The organism is Collinsella aerofaciens (genome assembly GCF_028209395.1).
In the GTDB taxonomy this organism is placed as follows: domain Bacteria; phylum Actinomycetota; class Coriobacteriia; order Coriobacteriales; family Coriobacteriaceae; genus Collinsella; species Collinsella aerofaciens_AZ.
Window position 1 is genome coordinate 1 of the sequence record NZ_JAQLDQ010000027.1, and the last position, 25,031, is coordinate 25,031.

Genomic DNA, 25,031 nt, shown 5'->3' on the forward strand with positions numbered 1-25,031 from the left:
CCGGGCCTGCAGGGCGCGGGGCATGGGGCACGGGCGGGCGCTCAAGGCCGTCGCGAGGAAGCGGCTCAGGGCGATATACGCCGTGATGCGCGACCGGGTGCCCTACCGGGAGTAGCGTCGAAGGTTGACAAAACTATAGGAACACCCAATGACTACCTTTCAAACCTGGCAGTTGGGGACGTTCCTTATGTGCTGGCACTTGGGGAAACTCCTTGCGCCAGCGGACGCGGTTTGCTTGCTGGTATTGCCAGATTGTTGGGCGTTCTCCAAGCCCTGTGGGCAAAAAATGCCAAATATGAGTACTGTTGCTGCTGTAGTGCCATATTGCTCCCACAAAATAATGGACATAAAGTAAATATGTTCATTAACGCTAGTACATATAAGCCTGATACAGAGCTGATTGAGCAATGTGGAGGTGCATACAAGCTACAAGAGCGGTGTTTTGGGTCGTTTTGGATGTTACTAAAAAAGTAACAGTACTCATATTTGCCATTTTTTGTCCACGGGGCTTTGAGGGAGGGCGTCAATCAGGTCCCAGGGGAGGCGGTTCGAGGGCTGCAAAACAAAAACGGGGACGCAGATTGTCCTGCGTCCCCGTTCTAGGGCGTTATTCGTTCCCTGCGGCAGAATTTACGCCGCTTCGTCGAACTGCGAGTTGTACAGGTCGGCGTAGAAGCCGCCCTGGGCGAGCAGTTCGTCGTGTGTGCCCTTCTCGACGATGTCGCCGTCGCGGATCACCAAGATCACGTCGGCGTTACGGATCGTGGACAGGCGGTGCGCGATGACAAAGCTTGTACGGCCTTGCATCAGCGCATCCATGGCGCGCTGAATGAGCTCCTCGGTGCGGGTGTCCACGTTGGAAGTCGCCTCGTCTAGAATCAGCGCCGGGCGGTCGGCCAAAATGGCACGGGCGATGGTCACGAGCTGGCGCTGACCCTGCGACAGGTTAGTGCCCTCCTCGTTGATCATAAAGTCGTAGCCACCGGCGAGCGTATGGATAAAGTGGTCGCAGCGTGCGGCGCGTGCGGCGGCCTCGACCTCGGCGTCGGTCGCATCGGGGCGTCCGTAGCGGATGTTCTCGCGGATGGTGCCGTTAAACAGCCAGGTGTCCTGCAGCACCATGGCAAACTCGCCGCGCAGCGCCGCGCGGTCCCAGTCGCGCACGTCGACGCCTTCGACGCGCAGCGAACCGCCGTCCACGTCGTAAAAGCGCTGCAGCAGCTTAATGAGCGTGGTCTTGCCGGCGCCGGTGGGGCCGACGATGGCAATGGTTTGGCCGGGCTGCGCCTCGCAGCTAAAGTCGTGGATGATGGTCTTGTCGGGCGTGTAGCCAAACTTGACATGGTCGAACTCCACGTGGCCGGGGCGCTTTTCGGGAATCTGCGCGTCGGCCTTTTGCTCCTCCTCGGGCGCGGCCAGGAACTCAAAGACGCGCTCGGTGGCAGCGGCCATCGACTGCATCGTATTGCTCACGTTGCCCAGTTGCTGTACGGGTTGCGTAAAGTTGCGAACGTACTGGATAAAGCTCTGGATGTCGCCGGGCGTGGCATTGCCGGTCAACGCGAGCTGTGCGCCCACCACGACGACGCCCACATAGCCCATGTTGCCCACCAGGCTCATAAGCGGCATCATCAGGCCCGACAGGAACTGCGAACGCCAGCCGCTAATAAAGAGTCGGTCGTTTTGACGGTCGAACTCCTCGATCGAGGCCTCGGCGCGGTCGAACACCTGAATGACGTTCTGGCCGGCAAAGTCCTCCTCGATAATGCCGTTGACGGCGCCCAGAACCTGCTGTTGCTCGCGGAAGTACGGCTGCGAGAAGTGAATCATCACGACCAGGATTATCGCGGCGGCCGGCAGCGTGAGCACGGTGACGCCGGTGAGCGGCAGGCTGATCGACAGCATCATGACGAGGACGCCGATAATCTGCGTCACCGACGTGATGAGCTGCGTCACGCTCTGGTTGAGCGACTGGCCCAGCGTATCGACGTCGTTAGTGATGCGGCTGAGCACGTCGCCCTTGCTGTGTCCGTTAAAGTAGCTCATCGGAACGACGGCGATCTTGGCGGCGATCTCCTTGCGCATGCGATAGCAGATCTTTTGCGTGACGCCGGTCATGAGCCAGCCTTGGATCAGGCTGCAAACAGAGCTCGCCAGATACAGGCAGAGCAAAAAGCCGAGCGTCTTGGCGATCCAGTCAAAGTCAACGTCGCCGGTGCCGTTGACCTTGGCAACCAGACCCTCGAATAGCTTGGTGGTGACCTGGCCGAGTACCTTGGGTCCCACGATATTAAAGACGACCGAGCACACGGCAAAGGCGACGGCGGCAAACACGGCAATCTTGTGCTGGCCGATATAGCCGAGCAGCTGCCTCATGGTGCCCTTAAAGTCCTTGGCCTTTTCGCCGCGACGCATGCCGCCCATGCGGCCCATGGGTCCACGCTGGCGGGTGGGCTTGGGAATCTGAGTCTTGGTTTCGTCTGCCATTAGCGCTCGCCTCCTTCCATAACGGCTTCAATCTCTTCTTGGGTAAGCCCCAGCTCCTCGGCGGAAAGCTGTGACTGTGCGATCTCCAGGTACGCCGGGCAGCTGTGCAGCAGCTCCTCGTGCGTACCGGTGCCCACCACGTGGCCGTCGTCGAGCACGATGATCTGGTCGGCGTGCATGATGGTCGCGATGCGCTGGGCCACGACCACGAGTGCGGCGTCGGTAACGTTTTTGGCCAGCTCCTCGCGCAGGCGAGCGTCGGTCTTGTAGTCGAGTGCGCTAAACGAGTCATCGAACACCACGACCTCGGGCTTTTTGGCCAACGCGCGGGCGATGGCCAGACGCTGGCGCTGACCGCCCGAGACATTGGAGCCGCCCTGGCTGATGGGGGAGTCGTAGCCGCCCTCGCGCTCGGCGATAAAGTCCTCGGCTTGGGCGATGCGTGCCGCCCGGTGCATGTCATCATCGCTCACCATGTCGCCGGCAAATTTAAGGTTGCTCTCGACGGTGCCCGAGAACAGGCGACCCTGCTGCGGGATGTAACCAATGCGGCGGCGCAGCTCGGAAAGGGTCATGTCACGCACGTCGATACCATCGAGCGAAATGCTGCCACCCGTGACGTCGTACAGGCGCGGAATCAGCTGCACGAGCGTGGACTTGCCCGAGCCCGTGGAGCCAATGATGCCGAGCATCTGACCGGCGTGCGTGGTGAAGTTCACGCCGCTGATGACGTCGGCGCGGGCAGCGGGATACTGGAAGCTCACGTCACGGAAGGTGAGCTCACCGCGCGGCGCGCTGGCAGCAGGCAGTTTGGGCGAGGCAGGGTCGTTGATGCTCGTGGGGCAAGTGATGACCTCTTCCACGCGCTCGACCGCGACCTCGGCGCGGGGCAGGATGACCGAAACCATGGTGAGGATCATAAACGCCATGACGATTTGCATGGTGTAGGAGATAAACGCCATCATGTTGCCGACCTGCATCACGCCGTCGGACACGCCCTGCGCGCCAAACCAGACGATGAGCACGGTGATGCAGTTCATGACGAGCATCATGAGCGGCATCATAAAGCTCATGGCGCGGTTGGTGTAGAGCTGCGTGGTCATCAGATCGAGCGAAGCCTTGTCAAAACGCTCGAGCTCATGTTCCTCGCGGTTGAACGAGCGGATGGGCATAAGACCGTCGAGCAGCTCGCGGGCGGTAAGGTTCACCCGGTCCACAAAGCTCTGCATCTTTTTGAACTTGGGCATGGTGAGACCCATAAGCACGCCGACGACGGCCGAGACCGCGATGATGGCCACGGCGATGGTCCACTCCAGGCCGGTATGGTTGGCCAGGACGCGCGTGACGGCGACGATGCCCATGACGGGGGCCATCAGACACATGCGGATAAACAGGGTTGCGGCCATCTGGATCTGCTGAATGTCGTTGGTGCAGCGGGTAATGAGCGAGGCCTGGCTAAATTTGCTCACCTCGGCCGGTGAGAAGTGCATAACCTTGTTGAAGGTCTCGCGGCGCAGGTCGCGGGCGATGGAGCAGGCGGTGCGCGAAGCCACGGCGCCGGTCAGGATGGTGGCGACCAGCGACACCAGACACAGACCAAACATCGTGGTCGCCATGCGGCCCAGGTAGGCGTTCTGCACGTCGGCGGGGTCGATACCCTGCGCCTTGTACTCGTCTTGCACATAACTCACGGCGCGTTGGGTCACGATGGAGCCCGACATGGAGCCCATTTTGTCTGCCATTTCGTTGGCGCCCTCGACGAGCTTGTCCTGGTCGATTAGGTCGCCTTCAACGCCTAGGCGCAGGCTCTTCATGGTGATCTTACCGCCGTCGGCGTCGATTTGCTTTTGCATGTTCTGCGCCGCTGCGACCTTCTGCTGCATCTCGGCGAGCTGCTCGGGCGTCATCGCTGCCATTTGCTCGGGGGTGGGCATGGCCTGGGCGGCGTTGTCGTCTTTCTCGCTGGACGAGCCCATCATGTCGCCCATGGAGTCGGCGTCGATGCCCTGGTCGAGCGAAAGAACGACGGTCTCGGGCAGGCTCATAATGTCGGCAATCTTGCCTCCATCGGCACGCTCTTCCTCGGAGCCCTTGTACGTTCGAATGCCGTTCTTGTCCGCCTTGCCAAATGCACTCTCCACAGCCTTGGCGTCCTTGGCGCTCATAAAGAGTTCGAGGTCGTCGAGCGATTCGGCGCGAATGGTGTCGGGCACGGGCGAGGCGATGCCGCCTTGCTGCACGCCCACGTCGACGATGTCGCTCATATAGGTAGGCAGTGCCAGATCGGCGTTGCAGCTGATTACGATAAGTACGATAGCTGCGAATAGTGCCAGGATATGCTTTTTAAAGAGCTTGAGAATCCTCACTCGGCATCTCTCCTTTCTTGATTGCGGTCGATAATTTCGTTGGCACGTCTTAGAAGGCGCACCATCTCTTGGGTATCTGTTTCGCCGAGCTGCTCGAGGAAAGCCGCGGTGCGGTTCTCGAATTCCCGACGTTTGATTTCTAGATCCTGGAATCCTTTGTCGGTCACCGTGACGTGTACGCGACGACGGTCGGTCTTTGAGTGCTCGCGCTCGACCCAGCCCTTGGCCTCGAGGGCGCGTAGGATATTGGCGATACGGGCGCTCGAGACCCAGGCGCGATCAGCGAGTTCGCTCGGCGTGAGCGAACCGCCGGCGAGTATGAGGGCGCGCATGACGGCCATCTCGCCGCCGAGGGCTTTGTCCGCAAAACGCGAAATGCGCTGATGCATGCTGCCGAACTCGGTAAGGAGCTGACGCCCAAGTTCACGGAAATCGGTATCTTCCACCGAAAACCCCTAACACTAGAAACTATTTTCGGTGAAAGATGATACCCCCGCACGCGCACCCTATACGGTAGATTTTGGGACATGCCTAGAAAACAACTTTTAGGCGACCTCCGTACACCGTCGGTATCAGCAAAGTTAGGGGTAGATCTCTGAGCACGTCCTAAAGCCCACTCAGAGGCACTTTACCCTGCTAAAGCTGGCATAACAGCTAGAGTGAACGTCGTACAAAGGCAAGGAAAAAACTAAACAAATCGGTGAACGGTAGTTGTTCACGCTCGCATTTCCTGCGGGTTTGTAAAAAACGCCCTTATGATATAAAAAAAGAAACATATAACAGCCCAGATGGAGAGGGTCGCTATGTTATCCTTCTCAAACGGGTGAAATCTTGGGTTTTGGGTTGCAGTTCCAAGGTGGACAAACGTTTTTCCCTGCACCAGCATGTGGTGAAGAACGGAAGAAGCCGGTAGTGCAAGCCGAAAATTCAAGAATTCAATAAGCAGCGGTGTGAGAGAGCGCCGCATTACACGTAACTAGGAGCGTGGTTACACAATGCAGGAGGCATGGGAAGGCTTCAAGGAAGGCATTTGGACGGGAGAGGTTGACGTCCGAGACTTCATCCAGAAGAACTACACCCCTTACGAGGGCGACGAGTCGTTCCTCGTAGGTCCGACCGAGCGTACCAAGGAGCTGTGGGGCGAGGTTCTCGACCTGCTGCTTAAGGAGCGCGAGCAGGGTGGTGTCCTCGATATGGACACCAAGACCGTCACGGGTATCGTGAGCCACCCCGCTGGCTACATCGATAACGCCCACCGCGAGAAGGAGACCATCGTCGGCCTCCAGACCGACAAGCCGCTCAAGCGCGCTCTGCACGTCAACGGCGGTATCCGCATCGCTTGCCAGGCCGCCAGCCAGCACGGCTATAAGGTCGACGAGAACGTTGTCGAGCGCTACACCTTCGAGCGCAAGACCCACAACGCCGGCGTCTTCGATGTTTACACCCCCGAGATGCGTGCTTGCCGCTCGGCTCACATCATCACCGGTCTGCCCGATGGCTATGGCCGCGGCCGCATCATCGGCGACTACCGTCGTGTCGCCCTGTACGGTGTCGACTACCTGATCAAGGACAAGGAGGCCCAGAAGGCTTCCACCCCGACGGTCATGACCGCCGACAACATCCGCGATCGTGAGGAGCTGCAGGAGCAGATCCGCGCCCTCGGCGAGCTCAAGATGATGGCCGAGACCTATGGTTTCGATATTTCCAACCCTGCTACCAACACGCAGGAGGCCATCCAGTGGATGTACTTCGCCTACCTTGCTGCCGTCAAGGAGCAGAACGGTGCCGCTATGTCCATCGGCCGTACCTCTACGTTCATCGACATCTACGCTGAGCGCGACCTTGCCAACGGTACCTTCACCGAGGAGCAGATCCAGGAGTTCGTGGATCACTTCATCATGAAGCTCCGCATGGTCAAGTTTGCCCGTACCCCCGAGTACCAGGCCCTGTTCACCGGCGACCCGCAGTGGGTCACCGAGTCCATCGGCGGCATGGGTGTCGACGGCCGTACGCTCGTTACCAAGATGAGCTACCGCTACCTGCACACGCTCGAGAACATGGGCACCAGCCCCGAGCCCAACATGACCGTTCTGTGGTCGACCCGTCTGCCCGAGAACTTCAAGAAGTTCTGCGCCAAGACTTCTGTCGCCAGCTCCTCGATCCAGTACGAGAACGACGACCTCATGCGCGTCTATCATGGCGACGACTACGGCATCGCCTGCTGCGTGTCCTCCATGCGCATCGGCAAGGAGATGCAGTTCTTCGGCGCTCGCGCCAACCTGGCCAAGTGCCTGCTGTACGCACTCAACGGCGGTGTTGACGAGGTCTCCAAGAAGCAGGTCGGCCCCAAGTATCGCGCCGTCGAGGGCGATACGCTCGATTACGACGACGTTGTGGCCAAGTACAACGACATGATGAAGTGGCTCGCTGGCGTGTACGTCAACTCGCTGAACATCATTCACTACATGCACGACAAGTATTGCTACGAGCGCATCCAGATGGCTCTGCACGACAAGCACGTGCACCGCTGGTTCGCTACGGGCATTGCTGGCCTTTCCGTCGTGGCTGACTCCCTGTCCGCCATCAAGTACGCCAAGGTCCATCCCGTCCGTGACGAGAACGGCATCATCGTCGACTTCGAGACCGAGGGCGAGTTCCCCAAGTACGGTAACGACGACGACCGCGTCGACCAGATCGCTCACGACGTTGTGCACCAGTTCATGGAGTACATCCGCATGAACGACACCTATCGCAACTCCGTGCCCACGACCTCGGTTCTGACCATTACCTCCAACGTCGTGTACGGTAAGAAGACCGGCTCCACGCCCGACGGCCGCAAGGCTGGCCAGCCGTTCGCCCCGGGTGCTAACCCCATGCACAAGCGCGATAGCCACGGCGCCATCGCTTCGCTGTCTTCGGTTTCCAAGCTCCCGTTCCGCGATGCTCAGGACGGCATCTCCAACACCTTCTCCATCATCCCGAGTGCGCTCGGCAAGGAGGACCAGGTGTTCTTTGGCGATATCGACCTTGATCAGCTGGGCGAGTAACTATTGTTAGTGCTATACTAACAATAACGATTACTGATTAGCGCGCCGGTCTCGGCCGGCGCCTATCGATCGAAGGAGACACATTATGAAGGTTTCTGAAGTTTCTGAGACTCAGGCCGATAACCTGGTCCACATGCTCGACGCTTACGCCGAGAAGGGTGGCCACCACCTGAACATCAACGTCTTCAACCGTGAGACGTTGCTCGACGCTCAGGCTCACCCCGAGAAGTACCCGCAGCTGACCATCCGCGTTTCCGGCTATGCCGTGAACTTCCACACGCTCACCAAGGAGCAGCAGGACGAGGTCATTGCGCGTACCTTCCACAACAAGTTCTAAAGGGACTCAACTCCCACCGGAGACCCGGTAAGGCCCACGCACTTTGCCTCTCAAACGTCCTCGCCGCTATGCGGCTGCGGAATGTTTGCGAGGCAAAGTGCTCCCGGCCTTACCGGGTTTCCTTCGTTCTCGCCCTTTAGGGAACCACGCCTCATTCAATTGGTGTCCTCGGACATGCAAGAAGCCCTCGCTGTGCACTTCGTGCGGCGAGGGCTTCTTACGTCCTGCGGAATGTTTTGGGAGGTAGCCCAATCAGCCCCGGCTGGGTCCTGTGTAGTCACCCTTTAGGCGGAACTCTCCTAGTGGGTTGAGCGTTCCGGATACTTGTTTGCTACCGTTTATCTCGTATAGCGACCGTTTGCGGAGTAAGTAACACTTATATATAAACCGTGTAGAATCTCAGGTAAGCACGGAGTTTTCCAGGGAGACGCTGTCCTTTGTTGTACACAAGGGGCGGCGTCTCTTTGGCGCTTGAGGGCAGTTTTGCAGCAGGATGGCGGACGTGCGCCATTATTAAAATGCCAACGTCGAGATGGGTCGTGATAAGAATGGGCAAGTACGTAATCGTGGTTGAGTCTGGGTCGGATGTGACGCCGGAGCTCTGCGAGCGCTACGGCATCGTGCGCGTGCCCATGCATATCACGATTAGTGACGAGACCGTCGAGGACGGTTCGATCGATCCGCTCGAGATTTATTCGCGCTGCAACGAGTTTGGCGTGATGCCCAAGACCAGCGGCTGTGCGCCAGCAGATTTTTCTCGCGTGTATGACCGCATTCATGCTGAGCAGCCCGACGCGATCATTTTGCATCTTGCATATTCCGAGGCCACGACCTGTTCGCATCAGTCCTCGAAGATCGCCGCCAAGGGTCGCGATTACGTCTACTCCATGGACACGCGCTTTGTCTCGGTAGGCCAGTCACTCGTTGTCGTCGAGACCGCCAAATACATCGAGGCTCACCCCGATGCCACCGTTGACGAAATTTTCGACTTCACCAATTCAGTGATGGACCGCGTGCTGTTGGGCTTTGTTCCTACCGACCTTGCCTTCCTTAAGGCAGGCGGTCGCTTGTCCAACGTCGCGTTCCTAGGCGCCCATCTGCTCAAGCTTAAGCCCTGCATTGAGGTGAGAGATGGCAAGTTCGTGGCAACCAAGAAGTTCCGCGGCTCTATGCTCAAATGCGCTCGTGCCTTTATTGACCACATGGTTGCGAAGGGCGAGATTGACTACTCGCACATTGGCCTGGCGTATTCGGTGGGCCTTTCCGAGGAGCTGCGCGACGACATGGAAGTCTATGCGCACGATCTGGGCTTTAAGGACGTTACCTGGACTCAGGTCGGCGGCGTCATTTCGAGTCATTGCGGCCCGACCGCCTTCGGTGCGGTGCTTACGCTTAAAGCGTAAGGCCTGGCCTCTATCGATTTCTATTGCCTCGGTGGCGGGCGGGTGGCGACAACCATCCCGCCGCTCTTACGTGGGGCCAAATAGAACAACCCAATTGACCGCTAAACCGTTTCGTCATCATGCGTATGGGCTAGAATGAGTCTGGCATTAAGTAGTTAAAACCAATGAGAGGCAAGGTAGCGGGAATGGCTGAGATGACGCTCGAGGGTGTGGACGCTCGTCCCGAGGACTCTGCATTTGCCCTGGGCCGCGTACATTCGATTGAAACGATGGGTACGGTCGACGGTCCCGGCATCCGCTTCGTAGTGTTTGTCCAAGGCTGCCCCATGCGCTGTGCGTATTGCCACAACCCCGATACCTGGTCGGTTAGCGGCGGCACCATGGTGACCGTCGAGCACCTGATGGATGAGTTCCAGAGCAACCATGAGTTTTACCGCAGCGGTGGTATTACGGTGTCCGGCGGTGAGCCGCTCCTGCAGCCCGCGTTTTTAGCCGACCTGTTCCGCGCCATGCACAATAACCCCGATGGTCGCGTGCATACCTGCTTGGATAGCTGCGGCTATGCGTTCGATCCCGCGCATCCCGAGAAGTTTGATTCCGTACTCAACGAGACCGATATGGTGCTGCTCGACATTAAACATGCCGATCCCGTCGAGCATAAAAAGCTGACCGGTTGCGATCCCGCACGCATTCTGGCGTTTGGTGATGAGCTTGCGCGTCGCAAGATTAAGGTCGTTATCCGGCACGTGGTGGTGCCGGGCATTACCGACACGGTGGAGGAATGCGAGGCGCTCGGTCGTCTGATTGCCCCGTGGCATAACGTGGTCGGCTTGGAGATGCTGCCGTATCACACCATGGGTATCGTCAAATATGAGCAGCTGGGGATTCCCTATAAGCTTGAGGGCGTGCCCCAGATGGATGCCGCGCGCATGCCCGAGCTGCGCAACGCCGTCATGACGGGCATGAAAAAGCGCCGCGCGGAGCTCAAAAACGCCATCGGCTAGCGTGCCATATTAGCCCCTTTATGATTCCTGAGCTGTACTGGCCTAACGGCTTGGTGCTGACGCGGTTGAGCCAAAATGCTGGTACCATACCGTGGATAAGCAGTTTTCACAGGTTTGGGGGATGGTATGTCTACCATCGCGATTATCGGTGCGCTCGAAAAAGAGGTTGCGCAGATTAAAGAAGAACTGAACGGCGCTCGTGTGTCGCAAGAGGCGGGCTTGACCGTTGTAAGCGGCGAGCTTGACGGTTTGTCTGTGGTCGCCACGACCGCTGGCATGGGTACCGTGAACGCTGCCGCCGCAACGCAGCATCTCATCAGCAAATATGCTCCGCAGGCCGTTGTGTTTTCGGGCATTGCGGGTGGTCTGAACCCCAAGCTCCATATTAACGACGTGGTTATAGGCAAGTGCCTGCACTATCTCGATACCGACACGGCGCTCATCGCCGAGTCGGCGCCGGGACTTGAAGAATTTGTCTCAGCTCCGGCTCTGGTTGATATTGCAACTGCTGTGCTTGTCGAGCATGGGTTTGTGGACGCATCGTTGGATGCGGCGGCTGCGGAGAAGGACCCCAAGCAGTTCCTGGTTGGCACTATCGCTACAGGCGACCGCTTTGTAACGGGCGACGCCATGCGCACCGCCGCCATCGAGGCGACGCATGCCGATTGCGTTGAGATGGAAGGTGCTGCAATTGCCCATATTGCAGCTAAGAACGGTGTCGATTGTCTGGTGCTGCGTGCTATCAGCGATAATTGTGACGAGGCATATGACGCATTTTGCGAGCGAGAGTTCGATTTGGACGAGTACGCCCGCACCGCGAGCGGCATGACGCTCGATATCGTTCGCCGCATCGCCGCTGCGTAATCGTGCATCTCTATTGTAAGAACCTACGACCAAGGAGTATCCATGGCCGATTCCATTAACTACCAGCTTGCCAAGTTTGTTGCCAGCTACGGCAAGGTTTCGCAGATTCCCGAGTCCACCTGTCCCGAGGTGAGCTTTGTGGGCCGCTCCAATGTGGGCAAGTCGTCCATCATGAACAAGCTCTTTGGCCGCAAGAACCTGGTTAAGGTTTCGAGCACGCCGGGCAAGACGAGCAACATCAACTTCTTCGAGGCTGACGACGTGCACTTCGTCGACCTGCCGGGCTACGGTTTCGCCCGTCGTTCCAAGGCAGAGCGCGACCGTTGGGCCGAGCTCATCGGCGACTTCTTCGACTCCGAACGCAGCTTTAACCTGGTTGTGTCACTGGTGGATATTCGCCATGACCCGAGCAAGCTCGACCATGACATGATCGACTACCTGCAGGGCAACGAGTTCAACTTTATCGTCTGCCTCACCAAGGCCGACAAACTCAGCCGCACCCAGCAGGCCCGCCAGGCAGCAGCCATCAAAAAGCAGCTCAACGTTCCGGCCGAAAACGTGATCATCACAAGCTCCCAGACCGGCACCGGCATCGACGAACTCAAGCGCCGCATCGCCGAGGCCTGCCTCTAGTAAGTGCCCCTATCAATAAAAAGCCAAACTATCAGCCCGGCGCCCTTTCAAAGCGTGGGTCCCTGTAGACATCGCTAGTCACGTTACCATAGGGCCACCCAGGGGCATCCCCTTAAAAACATTCCGCAGCACGAGGCCCGCTTATCCGCAGCTCCGAAGGAGCAGGATAAGCGGGCCTCAAGTGCGAGGACGTTTTAAAGGGGATGCCCCTGGGTGGCCCGGACAGGCCGATCGGCGATGTCTACAGGTACTCGATTTGAGCGCCCTCGGTGTCGCACGTTAGAATATGCGTCTCACACTTGGGGAACTGCTCACGCAGTTTGACCTGCAGGAACTTCGCCACGATGGTGTCATCGGTCACAGCCATGAGAGTCGAGCCCGAACCGCTAATCCAGATGGTCTTGGCGCCCCCGTTAAGGCAGGTGTCGCGCACAGCGTTGTAGTCGGGGATGAGGCGGCGGCGATAGGGCTCCTGGATGCGGTCGTCGTTGGCGGCGGCAATCAGGTCAAGGTCGCCGGTCTCCAAGCCGCGCGTCATGCCGGCGATGCGGCCCATCTGCCACACGGCGGTGGAGAGCGGAATCTCCTGCGGCACGACCTTGCGCGCCTCACTCGTGTGTACCTCGTAGGGCGGAATCACGGTAATAAAACGCAAGCGATCGCTCACCTCGTAGCGCAGGCACTGGGGCAGCGAATCGGTCGGCGTAAAGGAACAGACGGCGCCGCCCAGGATGGCGGGAGCGACGTTATCGGGATGGCCCTCGACCTCGGTGGCAATGCGGACGAGCTCGGCGCGATCGACGGTGTGGCCCGTCAGCGCGGCGGCTGCCATAATGCCGGCGACGACGCAGGTGGAGCTGGAGCCCAGGCCGCGGGCGACGGGAACGTCAGTCTGAATGTCGATGGCGACGGGGAAGGCCGGTTCGCCCCATGCGGCCAGCGCATCGACAAAGCTGACGTAGACCAGGTTGTTCTCGTTTTGGAACTCCTCGGGGCAGCCCGTGATGGTGAGCTTATCGGCGCGCTCGAAGGTAAAGTGCGAGTAGAGGCTGACGGCCATGCCGAGGGTGTCGTAGCCGATGCCTAGGTTGGCGCTGGTTGCTGGGACGGTGATCTTGATCATGGGAATCTCCTGGGCGGTCTGCCTGTTTAGTTCGCTGCTCGGGCAGTCCTGGCTCGCTCGGAAAGCACATTAAGTGCTTTCCGGCTCGTGCGGAACTCGCGACGAACTAAACAGGCAGACCCGCATGTCAGCTCGTCATCATCCCGGTGGATATCTGATAAAAGAAGGTGCGCCGGCTTTCGCCGGCGCCTTATAAGGGGTTTAGTTGGTGGCCATCTTTTTCGCAGCCTGCTCTACGTAGTTGGCCATGTCGGCTACGTCGCAGACGCCTTCGAAGCGGACGGGCTTGGACTCGAGCTCGGCGAGCTGGGTCGGGGCGATCGTGTTGGTGGCCTGCTCGAGCACACGCATAGCCTCAAAGTCGTCCTCGGGAACGTCGAGGTCCAGGGCGTCGCAGCAGGCGCGCGGGAACTTGTAGGGGCTGGCGGTCGAAAGCAGCACGCGGGCCTTGGCTCCCTCGGCGGGAGCGACCTTTTCAAAGACGTGATAGCCGCAAGCGGTGTGCGGATCGATTACGTAACCGTTCGCATCCCAGCAGCTCTTGATGGCAGCGCGGACCTCGTCCTCGCTGGCCCAGCCGCAGCCAAAGACGCTCTGAATCTTTGCCAGCAGGTCGGCGGGAACATCGTAGCGACCAGTCTGTGCCAGTTGCTCCATAAGGCCGGCAACGAGCTCGCAGTCGCCATCGGACAGGAAGTACAGCATACGCTCCAGGTTTGAGCTGATGAGGATGTCCATCGACGGCGAGATGGTCGTGAAGAACGGACGGTTGCGGTCGTAGACGCCGGTGGTCAGGAAGTCGGCCAGCACGTTGTTCTTGTCGCTCGCAACGATGAGCTTAGCGACGGGCAGGCCCATGCGCTTGGCATAGTAGCCGGCCAGGATATCACCAAAGTTGCCGGTCGGCACGCAGAACTCCACGGCGTCGCCTGCCTCGATGGCGCCGGTGCGTAGCAGCTGCGCATAGGCGGCAAAGTAGTAGACGACCTGCGGTACCAGACGGCCGACATTGATGGAGTTGGCGCTCGAAAGCACGGTGCCGGTGGCCTCCAAGCGCTCGGCAAGCTCCTTATCGGCAAAGATGCGCTTGACGGCGCTCTGGGCATCGTCAAAGTTGCCGCGGATGCCGCAGACGGCGACGTTGTCGCCCTCCTGTGTGGACATCTGCAGATTCTGCACGCGGCTGACTTTGCCCTCGGGATAAAAGACGGTGATGCCCGTGCCCGGAGCGTCGGCAAAGCCGGCGAGCGCGGCCTTGCCCGTGTCGCCCGACGTGGCGGTGACGATCATGATGCGCTCGGCGCCGCCGTCCTTGGCGGAGGTGCGGGCCATGAGGCGGGGGAGCATCTGCAAAGCGACGTCCTTAAAGGCGCTCGTGGGACCGCCAAAGAGCTCCATCACATAGGTTTGAGGAGCGTCGGTGCCCGGCGCTACGTCGAGTTTGACGAGCGGCGTGACCTCATCGCTTGCAAACGTACCGCGGTAAGCCTCATTCACACAGGCCGAAATTTCTTCGTCCGTGTAATCGTTCAGTAACATTCCCAACACATCTTGAGCGATTTCAAAGTACGATTTATCTGCAAGCGAGCTGATATCGACCTGTTGGATGCCCAGCTCGTCCGAGACAAACAAACCCCCGTCGGGAGCGATGCCGGTACGGATTGCCACCTTACTTGAGCACGATAAAGTGCGTCCTCGTGTACTATGATAAGTTCCCATATAACACTGCTCCTCGGATGCCTTGGTCCCAATCGGTGAACCCATGGTATCAGAGCACGCAAAACAGGTTTGCAGAGGCTTTTAGAAAGGTAACCTCCACGCCATGATAAAAATTGCCAAGTTTGGCGGCTCGTCGGTCGCCGACGCCGAACACTTCAAGAAGATCAAGGCCATCGTCGATGCCGACCCTGCCCGCCGTTTTGTGGTGGTTTCCGCCTGCGGTCGCCGCTTTAAGGGCGACACCAAGGTGACCGACCTGCTCTACCTGGTTAACGCGCACGTTAAGTATCACGTGTCGTGTGAGGAGCTGCTCGAGGACATTGGTCAGCGCTATTTTGATATCGCTGACGAGCTGGAGCTCGCCTATCCCATCCGCGAGGAGTTCGCAGCCTTTGCCGAGCGCGCCCGCTCGGGCGGCTACTCCACCGAGGAGCTTGTAAGCCGTGGCGAGTACTTTACCGCCCGCCTGATGGCCGAGTACCTGGGCCTGCCGTTCTTGGACGCCGCGACGGTCGTAGCGTTCCATCACGACGGTACGCTCAGCATGAACCGCACCTCCGAGCTGGTGCAGGAGTACGGTCAGCAGGGCGGCTTTGTTATGCCCGGTTTCTACGGCGCGACGCGAGAGGGCCAGATCAAGCTGCTCGACCGTGGCGGCGGCGATATCTCGGGCTCGATCCTTGCCAAGTGCCTGGGCGCCGACCTGTACGAGAACTGGACCGACGTCTCGGGCTTCTATTCTGCCGATCCGCGTATTGTTCCCGAGGCTCAGCCCATTGCGCGCGTTACCTACGAGGAGCTGCGCGAGCTTTCGTACATGGGCGCAAGCGTCCTGCACGAGGAGGCCGTGTTTCCCGTGCGTGAGGCGGGTATTCCGCTGGTCATCAAGAATACCAATGCGCCGCAGGACCCCGGCACCATCATTAGCGAGACGGCTGACGAGGGTGAGGCCGAGCCCATCATTACCGGCGTGACCGGCAAGCGCGGTTTTGTCGCCATCAACGTGGCTCGCGACCGCACCAAGCCCCGTGTTGGCTTTATGCGCCGTGCGCTTTCGGTCTTCGAGCGCTATGACGTTTCCGTCGAGCACATGCCCACTGGTGTGGACCGCTTTGGCGCCGTAGTGCAGGAGCAGGACGTGCACGACTCGCTGTACTCGCTCGTGGGCGACATTCAGCAGGAGGTCGAGCCACTCGAGATCGAGGTTGTCGAGGGCTTGGCGCTTATCGCTACCGTTGGCCGCAACCTGCGCGGCCGCGCGGGTATCTCGGGCCATCTGTTTGGCATGCTTGGCCAGGCCGGCGTGAGCGTGCGTATGATTTCGCAGAGCTGCGACGAGATCAACATCATCATCGGCGTGGAGGAGAAAGACTTCGATCTGGCGATTCAGACCATTTACCGTGCCTTCTCCGACGAGAACGGCATTGTGAAGGTCTCCGACCTGGAGGCTTCCGCGCCGGTCGATCCCGCCCTGGCCGCGCTCCACAAATAGTTGACATCCCGGTGATGTTTTTGGGACATGTCTCATAAATCTACGGCGGGGCGTTTCGTTTCGGTTTCATCTCGACGGGGCGGGTTTTGTGTCCGCCCCGTTCTTGTATACACTGGCAACAATAATCGGCCCGCTCGTCGTGCGGGCAAAAGCCAAAACCTTTAAAGGGGGAAGCATGAAACAGTACACGGTTGCTATTTTGGGCGCGACGGGAGCCGTGGGCACCCAGATGCTCGAGTGCCTCAACGAGCAGGAGTTCCCGGTTGGCAAGCTCAAGCTGCTGGCGAGCGCGCGTTCTGCGGGCAAGACCGTCGAGTTCCGCGGCGAGCAGATCGTGATTGAAGAGGCTTGCCCCGAGGCCTTTGAGGGTTGCGATATTGTGCTTGGCGCCGCCGGCGACGACATCGCAAAGGAGCTGCTGCCCGAGGCCGTCAAGCGCGGCGCCGTCGTAGTCGACAACAGCCACGCCTTCCGCATGGATCCCGAGGTGCCGCTGGTCGTGCCCGAGATCAATGCCGACGATATCAAGTGGCATCACGGCCTTATCGCCAATCCCAACTGCGCGACCATTATCGGCCTGGTTCCCACGTGGCCGCTGCACCAGCTCGCCAGCGTGAAGCGCATGATCGTCTCGACGTATCAGGCGGCTTCGGGTGCCGGCGCTCCCGGTATGGCCGAGCTCGAGGCTCAGCTGGCCGCCCTGGGCCGCGGCGAGGAGATTCCCGAGCCGCGCGCGTTTGCCGCCCAGCTGGCGAGCAACCTGATTCCGCAGATCGGCGGTGTCAAGGAGGAAGGCTTTACCTCCGAGGAGATGAAGCTGCAGAACGAGGGCCGTAAGATCATGCATCTGCCCGAGCTGCGCGTGAACTGCACCTGTGTGCGCGTGCCCGTGCTGCGTTCGCACTCCGAGAGCATTACGCTCGAGTTTGAGCGCGATATTACGGTCGAGGAGGCCCGTGCTGCGCTGGCTGCTGCTCCCGGCGTCAAACTGGTCGACGATATGGCTGCCGAGGATGCGCACGACCGCTTCCCCATGCCGATGGATACCTCCGACCAGGACTTGATTTGGGTCGGCCGCGTGCGTCGCGACATCTCGAACCCCGAGGCCGCGCGCGGTATCACCTTCTGGTGCTGCGGCGACCAAATCCGTAAGGGCGCGGCAACCAACGCCGTCCAGATCGCTAAGCTGCTCTGCGAGTAGTGTGACCTGTCCGGCGGGGGCCGGGCTGAGCTTTCAAAACGTCCTCGACCATGTGCGGCGCCTTGCCCTGCTCCTTCGGAGCTGCGGACAAGGCGCCACACTGGTCTGCGGAGTGTTCTGAAAACTAAGCCCGGCCCCCGTCTGCGGTGACGTTGTTGCGAGTGGCTTGCGATGGGGTCGTTGTTGGTTGGGGCCGCTGGGCTGATGTGGGGGCACGTGGCCGTTGCAGGCCCTAGTCCCGGCGGCGGCCCCGGCGCTTTGCGCCTGCCGCCTTGGGGGACTTTGGGGCGCGGCCGGGAGCCGCGGCGCGCTGCGCCTGCTGCCTGGGGTGACTTTGGGGTTAGTGCGAATCAAAGGTGAATGGTTTCCCGGGAAGTGAATGACCTATTTTGGACCCTTGAAGCATCGGCATATTTTGGTCGCCATTTCCTGCGGTTTTATTGCATGAATCCTGCTGTTTTGCAATCAAAAAATGCGAATGCTTCGGGGCTCTAGTTTTACTCGTTCACTTCCCGGAAAACCATTCACCTTCGTTTTTGCCGGACATCGTTTTGGGCGTTTTGACTCGGTATCGGTCGATATTGAGAGGGAAAACGCCCTCCCTTGGACAATCGAGTCTGTCCGAGTGTATCTGCGGGGGTTGTCTGCACAGTTCGCGGTATTATGTTTGCGAAGTTTTGAAAGGAGCCGCTGGTGGTCACGACGACATTTGCTTCGCCTTTGGGCGAAATCTTGCTTGCCGCTGATGGCCGCGGTTTGACGGGGCTTTGGTTCGACGGGCAGGAGCACTTTGGCTCTACGCTGCTTCGGGAAGACTCCGAACGTGTCGCAGGCGCCGATGCGGTTTCCGGCACTGGTGGCATGTCGTCGGTAGGTCCGGCAAACGGTGCGGCATCTTCGGTGCTCGAGCGTTCATGGGCTTGGCTGAATGCTTATTTTGCGGGGCAGGAGCCTCGGTTTACGCCGCCGTTGCATATGATTGGCACGGCGTTTCAGCGTGAAGTTTGGTACGAGCTGCTTTCAATTCCGCGTGGCGAGGTCGCTACGTATGGCGAGATTGCGCTTCGTGTCGCCGCCCGCCACCGGGTTCCGGGGAATGAGGACCCTGTTGTGTCTCCTCGTGCGGTGGGGGCTGCGGTTGCGCGTAATCCCATTTCGATCATCGTGCCATGCCATCGCGTAGTTGCCGCCGATGGTTCGCTCAACGGATATGCCGGCGGGCTTGATCGCAAGGAGTGGCTGCTTCGGCTTGAGGGCGCGTACGAGGAATAGTGCCCGAGCACTTTGCATAGCCAAGACGCTGTGAAAGAACGGGACGCGCTTTCCGAATGGAGGCTCAGACGGAAACCACGTCCCGGAATTCCGTTTTAAAGCGGGGTGCGCTTTCCGAATGGCGTCCCAAGCGGAAACCGTTTCCCGGAATACAGCCTCAGAGTGGGGCGCCGTTTCCGGTTGAGACCACCTGCTTGGACATCTATCTACGCTTGCTCTTGCAGGGCGTAGATCGACTTATCCATGTTGAACAGGTAGGCCACGACGCAGACAATAAAGAACATCGGCAGGTTGCCAATGCCGAAGACTTCGCAGCCAATAAGGATGGGTGCGAGCAGCGTATTGGTGGCGCTGTCAAAGACGGCGGCGTATCCCAGCGTGGGAAACAGCGCGCGGTATTCCATGCGTCCTGCGACCAGTACTTCGATAGCAAAGACCGTGGCGGCGAGTGGCGTTCGAAAGAGCCCGGCAAAGCCGGCAGCCATGCCAATACGCAAAAACGTGTTGCCGGGGTCTCGGAAAGGCGGGCGTCGGCCGATCCAATGTGAGATGGTGGCGCCGATCTGCACCGCTACGCCCTCGCGTTCCGCACTGCCGCCAAAGAGGTGCGTTCCCCACGCGCTCAGCATAACGAGCGGCACCAGGCGCGGGGAGATGGCGTCTTCGCGCCCGTGGCCTACGTCGAATACCAGGCTCATGCCCCGATCGGTGCCTTTGCCCCAGGTGCGGTAGGCAAATACGATGGCCAAGCCCATGAGGGCGAGGAAGGGAAGGAGCAGTACGATGTGCTCGTCGCGGATGGTGCCGATCGCCAGAAGCACGCGTCCAAAGAGCGCACAGACGGCGCCAACGATAATGCCGACGGGGATTCCGGCAGCACCCATGAGCACGAGACCGCTATAGGCGTTGAGCAGGCGTTTGATTCTGCTCGATGCGCTGCTTTCTGACATTTTGCTTTCCGACACTTGCTCTCTTGATATAAAAAGAGCTGGAGTTGCGCATCGTTGAGAGGCTTTCCAGCTTTAGTAATACAAGATTATAAGATGCGGTAGCCAGCGTCAAGGAAACTGCCGGATGACCTTGGAGTGGCTGGTTGACTGGCCTAAAACCTGATGCGCGGGGCAGCGTTCCACGCTATTCAGCACGCTTGATAGGATGACGAACCACGGTCTTAAGTTTCTCCGGTGCACATTTGCGTGGATCGGAGAGATAGATTTCGTGGTGTAAACGGGTGTCTGAGAAGTCGGGGACATAGCCCTGCTCGGCCGTGTATTCATGCATGGCGTTTACGGTTGCCGGCTCGCTGTCATAGGGTCCGGTATGCATGCATTGAACGCAGAGACCCTCGTCAACTTTAAGCAGCTCGACGGCGGAAAAGTCCAGTTTCTTTTTGGTCGTGGCTTCCGCGACTGCCCAGTCAAAATCATCTCGGCTGACGAAATCGGGCAGGCGGATGCACGAGATAAAGTTGAAATCGTCCTTGCGTACATAATCGATGTCGCCGCTCGGGGAGTCTTGCCACCAGAAACCCTCGAGCGGCGGTACCACAAAGTCGAAATAGCCCTCGATACTCCTTGAGCCTTTCTTCGACATCTTGACGGTATAGGCGATGCCGTAAAGCAGCGGCAGGGCGTTTTGATACTCGCCACCTTCAGTATTTGGGTCGCCCTTTCCGCGAACGGCAACGTAGCTCATAGGCGGGACAGTTACGATACTCGGCTTGCTTGCAGGTTTGTAGAGCTCCTTGCATTCCTTCTTAAAGTCGAACGCCATGTTGGCCGCCTTTCTGCGTATTGGCCTGCTTAGATAACGGAATCATATCATAGAAACGAACAGCTGTTCGAATAATTTGGCTGACAGATTGAGATGCGTGCGTGGTGTTTGGCGGTCGGCCTGACCCCGTCGATGATTTCTCTGCCTTCCCGGCTCCTCATCTATGACTGCCGTTTCCCCATATAAAACCTGCCAAAATGAACCTGTCCCTTTTTGGTCGGTGTGAAATGGGTAATACTAAAGAGTTATCCGACCAGATGGGAACCGATCGATGGCCTATATCGAATTCAAAGACGTCATCAAAGCATACGGCGAGGGCGATGCCCGCATTCATGCACTCGACGGCGCGAGCTTTACGGTCGAGCGTGGCGAGCTCGCCATCATTCTGGGTGCTTCGGGTGCCGGGAAGACCACGGCGCTCAATATCCTGGGCGGCATGGATACGGTAACCTCTGGCACCGTGACGGTGGACGGGCGCGACGTGAGCTCCTCCAACGAGGCGCAGCTCGTGGAATACCGCCGCGCCGACGTCGGCTTTGTTTTCCAGTTCTACAATCTGGTCCCCAACCTGACGGCGCTCGAAAACGTCGAGCTCGCAGCTCAGATCTGCCCCGATTCGCTCGATGCCGAACAGACGCTTCGCCAGGTTGGTCTGGGCGAGCGCCTGGGCAATTTTCCGGCACAGCTTTCGGGCGGCGAGCAGCAGCGCGTGTCCATCGCCCGCGCACTGGCCAAGAATCCCAAGCTGCTTCTGTGCGACGAGCCCACGGGCGCACTCGACTACAAAACCGGCAAGCAGATTTTGCAGTTGCTGCAGGACACCTGCCGCAAGCAGGGCATTACGGTCATCATTATCACTCACAACTCCGCGCTGGCGCCCATGGCCGATCGCTTGATTCGCTTTAAGAACGGCCGCGTGGAGAGCGAGACGGTCCAGCAAAATCCCGTGCCGATCGAGACGATCGAGTGGTAGCGCCCATGGATCAGGACCGCCAAAACAGCCAACGCCGCGACGCGCAGAACACGGAGCGCGCGCAGGATTTTACGACCTATCGCACCGCCCAAAGCTCAAACGACATGGTGCCGACGGTTTTCCGCCGTGGCATCTACCGCACGGTTCGCGGCAGCCTCAAACGCTTCTTGTCTATCGTCGTGATCACCGCGCTCGGCGTGAGCGTGATGTGCGGTCTTAAGGCGGGTTGCGAGGACCTGCGCGATTCGGTCGATGCTTACTTTGACCAGCAGAATGTCTATGACATTAACGTGCAGTCGACCTATGGCCTTACGCGCGACGATCTTGCAGCCATTCAAGAGGTCGACGGCGTCGAGACGGCCGAGGGCATCTACACCGAGACCGCCTACACCGCCGTGGGTACAACGCGCGAGCGCGTGGTCGTGCAGAGTCTTTCCAAGGAGAATATCGATCAACCGGTGCTGGTGAGCGGCGATTTGCCCGAGAGCGCCGGTGAGGTCGCGGTGACTTCGAAGTTCTTGAAGGCTTCGGGCAAGAAAATCGGCGATACGGTGAGTTTTGCCGCCAATGACGCGAGCTCGTCGAACCAAAGCGCCAAGGACCAGTTTGCCGCGGGCGATTACACCATTACGGCCGAGGTTCTCGATCCCACCGACGTGAGCTCCGACTCGACGGTCAACGCCTTTCGCGCTGCTTCGGCGGCGGACTATAAGTTCTATGTGAGCGAGGATGCCGCGACATCTTCTTCCTACTCCGCTGTCCACGTGATCGTTGAAGGAGCCAAGAGCCTCAACTCCTATTCGAATGCCTACACGGCAAAGATCAATGAGGTCAAGGGCAATATCGAGAAGATCCGCGAGGAGCGTGAGAAGGCGCGCGCTCAGGAGCTGACGGTCGACACGCCGGCAAGCTTGGATGCGGCCGAGCGCCAGACGAATATGCTCTTTGGGATTGAACAGGGCATCATTGACCGTATGGCCGAGGGCAGCGACGAGCGTGCGCAGGCACAAGCCGACCTGGACCAGCGCCGTGCCGCCGCCGACCAGCAGTTTGCCGATGCCCGCGCCGACCTCTCTGACCTGGGAGAATGCACCTGGTACATCCAAGACCGCGGCAATATCGCAGGCTACTCGAGCGTCGAGAGCGATAGCTCGTCAATTGAGGCCATCGCCACGGTGTTCCCGTTCATCTTCTTTATCGTCGCCGTGCTCATCAGCCTCACCACCGCCACACGTATGGTCGAGGAGGAGCGCACGCTTATCGGCCTGTACAAGGCGCTCGGCTATTCACGCGGGCGTATCCTGTCCAAATATGTGGACTACTCGCTGTGGGCGTGTCTGATTGGCGGCGTACTCGGTAACATCATCGGATTTGTGGGCCTGCCGCTGTTCTTGTTTACGGTGTTCGACGACATGTACTCACTGCCCCAGATGCTGCTTTCGTACGACATCGTGTCGTCGATCGTGTCGGTGGCGCTGTTTGCCGTGGGCGTGGTGGGCGCCACGATTATCGCCTGCCGCCACGAGATGGCCGAGACCCCAGCCTCGCTCATGCGCCCCAAGGCCCCGCGCGCCGGCTCGCGTATCTTGCTCGAGCGTATCAGCTTTATCTGGCGCCGCATGGGCTTTTTGAATAAGGTGGCAGCGCGTAACCTGTTCCGCTACAAAAAGCGTGCCTTTATGACCATCTTTGGCATCGCGGGTTGTACCGCGCTTGTGATCTGCGGTATGGGCATTCGCGACACGTCGGTCGCGCTTTCGCCCAAGCAGTACGGACATATCACGCGTTATGACCTGCTGGCGGTCGCCAACCCCGATGACTTTACGCAGGCGTGCGCGGCGCTCGATGGGCGCAGCGCGGCCAATGATTCCAACGTGACCGTGACTTCGACGCTGCCGATTATGACCGACAACGTCACCTTTACATTCGGCGGAAAGAGCGAGACCGTGCAGCTGATCGTGGTGCCCGATGACCGCACGAACGATCTGGACAACTATGTTCGCCTTGAGGATGAGTCCAAAGAACCGCTCACCCTGCGTGACGGGGATGTGTATTTGAGCAAGAGCTCTCAGCTGGTGCTGGGGATCAAACCGGGTGATACGGCGCACGTCCAGGATTCGTCGCTCAATGTTGCCAAGGTTAAAATCAGCGACATTTCGCTCAACTATCTGGGCAACACGCTTTACATGACGCAGGGCACCTATGAGCGCGCGTTTGGCCGAAGCGCACGCCTTAACGGCATCCTTGCGCTGCTTAAGGGTTCGTCGACCGATCAGATTGCGTTTACCAACCGTCTTAAGAGCGATGGGTGGATTACGCTGTCGAGTACCGCCGAGCATTGGGAAAACTATGAGGCAAACTTTACGATTATCAATTCGGTCGTGGTGCTTGTGACCTTTATGGCGGCGTGCCTATCGTTTGTGGTGGTGTTTACGCTGTCTAATACGAATATTTCGGAGCGCGAACGCGAGCTAGCGACCATCAAGGTACTGGGCTTTCGCCGTGGCGAGGTGCACCATTACGTCAACAAGGAGACGTTGATTCTTACGGCGATTGGAGCCGCACTGGGCGTACCGCTGGGCGGCTTGCTGGCCGAGAGCTTTACCTACATTTTGCAGATGCCGTCGCTGTACTTTGACGTTGAGGTCGAGCCGCTGAGCTACGTGCTATCCGTGCTGCTGGCCTTTGCCTTTACGTTTATCGTCAACCTCGCTACCAATCGCACCCTCAATAAGATCGACATGGTCGGCGCCCTCAAGAGCGCCGAGTAACCTGCCAAAAAGGGACAGGTTCATTTTGGCAGGTTTTATCTGGGCAAACGCCGGACAACCATTGTCGCTGCCACAATGACAGGATAGGGAACAAGGGCATTTTCCGGGTAGCCGGGTTCGTTACCATTCGTCCCATTCATCAGCATTTTCCTCCAGATATTTTCTTAATTTCTCAAAAGAGCTTGTCCGCCTGTACTGTATCGTGCTTCTCGATGTATTGAACAACTTCGCAATCTCGGTGTCGTTCATTCCCTCGAAATAGTACAGGAGTACGGCTTTGCGCTTTTCTTCCGGCAAAGTACGGATTGCTTCAAGAAGCAGCTTCGGCGTGATTTTCTTCCCGGCTTTCTCAAAGACGGTTTCGGCGGTTTCCCGTTTGAAATATTCATCAAAGGTATGAAGCTGCCGCGCTTCGTCTAAGGGCAAATCGGAAAAGGTGACTTCCCTTGCCTTATGCCTGTGCAGCTCCCTGTGAGCGTCACACGCTTCGGTACCGTCAAGATTCTTTCGCAAATTGATCGAGGCGGCCTCGGCCCCGCCTTGCTCTAGCCCTCCGCCTTCTTGCT

At 58.9% G+C, this 25,031-nt stretch carries 20 protein-coding genes; 12 read left to right on the forward strand and 8 right to left on the reverse strand.

Features of this window, described 5'->3' with window-relative positions; all coding sequences use genetic code 11:
• Positions 1-474 (forward strand): hypothetical protein (locus PMW67_RS08585; RefSeq protein ID WP_271739491.1); only part of this gene is annotated, 474 nt, incomplete at its 5' end.
• Positions 475-630: 156 nt separating this feature from the next.
• Here the strand turns inward: PMW67_RS08585 and PMW67_RS08590 are convergent.
• From PMW67_RS08590 to PMW67_RS08600, 3 genes are read right to left on the reverse strand one after another with little or no spacing between them, the layout of a single operon-like run.
• A complete protein-coding gene (locus tag PMW67_RS08590; RefSeq protein WP_117564714.1) occupies positions 631-2,487 on the reverse strand; it encodes an ABC transporter ATP-binding protein in 1,857 nt (618 codons plus the stop codon).
• Positions 2,487-4,853 (reverse strand): ABC transporter ATP-binding protein, encoded by a 2,367-nt coding sequence (locus PMW67_RS08595; protein ID WP_271739493.1) that lies wholly within the window; start codon positions 4,851-4,853, stop codon positions 2,487-2,489. Before PMW67_RS08595 ends, PMW67_RS08590 begins: the two co-directional genes overlap by 1 nt.
• Positions 4,850-5,299, reverse strand: coding sequence for a MarR family winged helix-turn-helix transcriptional regulator (locus tag PMW67_RS08600; protein ID WP_195361279.1), 450 nt, complete (start codon positions 5,297-5,299; stop codon positions 4,850-4,852). The genes PMW67_RS08595 and PMW67_RS08600 overlap by 4 nt, the downstream gene beginning before the upstream one ends.
• A gap of 549 nt (positions 5,300-5,848) precedes the next feature.
• Between PMW67_RS08600 and pflB the strand changes: the two genes are divergently transcribed.
• The 6 genes from pflB to yihA all read left to right on the forward strand — a co-directional run bounded on the left by pflB (position 5,849) and on the right by yihA (position 12,141).
• On the forward strand, positions 5,849-7,900 hold the full coding sequence (pflB, locus tag PMW67_RS08605; protein ID WP_035137643.1) for a formate C-acetyltransferase: 2,052 nt from the start codon (positions 5,849-5,851) through the stop codon (positions 7,898-7,900).
• Between the two features lie 85 nt (positions 7,901-7,985).
• A complete protein-coding gene (grcA3, locus tag PMW67_RS08610; protein WP_117746636.1) occupies positions 7,986-8,237 on the forward strand; it encodes an autonomous glycyl radical cofactor GrcA3 in 252 nt (83 codons plus the stop codon).
• Positions 8,238-8,785: 548 nt separating this feature from the next.
• On the forward strand, positions 8,786-9,640 hold the full coding sequence (locus PMW67_RS08615) for a DegV family protein (RefSeq protein WP_271739494.1): 855 nt from the start codon (positions 8,786-8,788) through the stop codon (positions 9,638-9,640).
• A gap of 185 nt (positions 9,641-9,825) precedes the next feature.
• Positions 9,826-10,644, forward strand: coding sequence for a pyruvate formate-lyase-activating protein (gene pflA, locus PMW67_RS08620; RefSeq protein ID WP_271739496.1), 819 nt, complete (start codon positions 9,826-9,828; stop codon positions 10,642-10,644).
• Positions 10,645-10,770: 126 nt separating this feature from the next.
• Positions 10,771-11,508, forward strand: a complete 738-nt coding sequence (mtnN, locus tag PMW67_RS08625; protein ID WP_271739497.1) for a 5'-methylthioadenosine/S-adenosylhomocysteine nucleosidase — start codon at positions 10,771-10,773, stop codon at positions 11,506-11,508.
• A 42-nt stretch (positions 11,509-11,550) separates the two neighbouring features.
• A complete protein-coding gene (gene yihA, locus PMW67_RS08630) occupies positions 11,551-12,141 on the forward strand; it encodes a ribosome biogenesis GTP-binding protein YihA/YsxC (RefSeq protein WP_055252447.1) in 591 nt (196 codons plus the stop codon).
• Positions 12,142-12,382: 241 nt separating this feature from the next.
• Here the strand turns inward: yihA and thrB are convergent, their stop codons facing one another.
• Positions 12,383-13,264: a homoserine kinase gene (gene thrB / locus PMW67_RS08635; RefSeq protein ID WP_117563865.1), complete on the reverse strand. Its 882-nt coding sequence runs from the start codon at positions 13,262-13,264 to the stop codon at positions 12,383-12,385.
• Between the two features lie 201 nt (positions 13,265-13,465).
• Positions 13,466-14,983, reverse strand: coding sequence for a threonine synthase (gene thrC, locus PMW67_RS08640; protein ID WP_271739499.1), 1,518 nt, complete (start codon positions 14,981-14,983; stop codon positions 13,466-13,468).
• A gap of 103 nt (positions 14,984-15,086) precedes the next feature.
• Here thrC and PMW67_RS08645 point away from each other — a divergent pair, with 103 nt between their 5' ends.
• From PMW67_RS08645 to PMW67_RS08655, 3 genes are all read left to right on the forward strand, one after another.
• Positions 15,087-16,475, forward strand: coding sequence for an aspartate kinase (locus PMW67_RS08645; RefSeq protein WP_271730262.1), 1,389 nt, complete (start codon positions 15,087-15,089; stop codon positions 16,473-16,475).
• A 175-nt stretch (positions 16,476-16,650) separates the two neighbouring features.
• On the forward strand, positions 16,651-17,676 hold the full coding sequence (locus tag PMW67_RS08650; protein WP_271730261.1) for an aspartate-semialdehyde dehydrogenase: 1,026 nt from the start codon (positions 16,651-16,653) through the stop codon (positions 17,674-17,676).
• Between the two features lie 693 nt (positions 17,677-18,369).
• On the forward strand, positions 18,370-18,948 hold the full coding sequence (locus tag PMW67_RS08655) for a methylated-DNA--[protein]-cysteine S-methyltransferase (protein ID WP_271730260.1): 579 nt from the start codon (positions 18,370-18,372) through the stop codon (positions 18,946-18,948).
• A gap of 206 nt (positions 18,949-19,154) precedes the next feature.
• Here the strand turns inward: PMW67_RS08655 and PMW67_RS08660 are convergent, their stop codons facing one another.
• Together PMW67_RS08660 and PMW67_RS08665 are read right to left on the reverse strand one after the other, a co-directional pair.
• Complete coding sequence (locus PMW67_RS08660; protein WP_271730259.1) at positions 19,155-19,898, reverse strand: chloride channel protein; 744 nt, start codon at positions 19,896-19,898, stop codon at positions 19,155-19,157.
• Between the two features lie 184 nt (positions 19,899-20,082).
• On the reverse strand, positions 20,083-20,721 hold the full coding sequence (locus tag PMW67_RS08665) for a GyrI-like domain-containing protein (RefSeq protein ID WP_271730258.1): 639 nt from the start codon (positions 20,719-20,721) through the stop codon (positions 20,083-20,085).
• 271 nt (positions 20,722-20,992) lie between these two features.
• Here PMW67_RS08665 and PMW67_RS08670 point away from each other — a divergent pair, with 271 nt between their 5' ends.
• Both PMW67_RS08670 and PMW67_RS08675 read left to right on the forward strand, forming a co-directional pair.
• Entirely contained in the window at positions 20,993-21,694 is a 702-nt protein-coding gene (locus PMW67_RS08670) for an ABC transporter ATP-binding protein (protein WP_161162438.1), read from the forward strand.
• Between the two features lie 5 nt (positions 21,695-21,699).
• Positions 21,700-24,465, forward strand: a complete 2,766-nt coding sequence (locus tag PMW67_RS08675) for an ABC transporter permease (protein ID WP_271739500.1) — start codon at positions 21,700-21,702, stop codon at positions 24,463-24,465.
• A gap of 120 nt (positions 24,466-24,585) precedes the next feature.
• On the opposite strand, the gene PMW67_RS08685 is transcribed toward PMW67_RS08675, so the two are convergent.
• Positions 24,586-25,031: RNA polymerase sigma factor (locus PMW67_RS08685; protein ID WP_430733100.1), on the reverse strand; the 446-nt coding region annotated here is incomplete at its 5' end.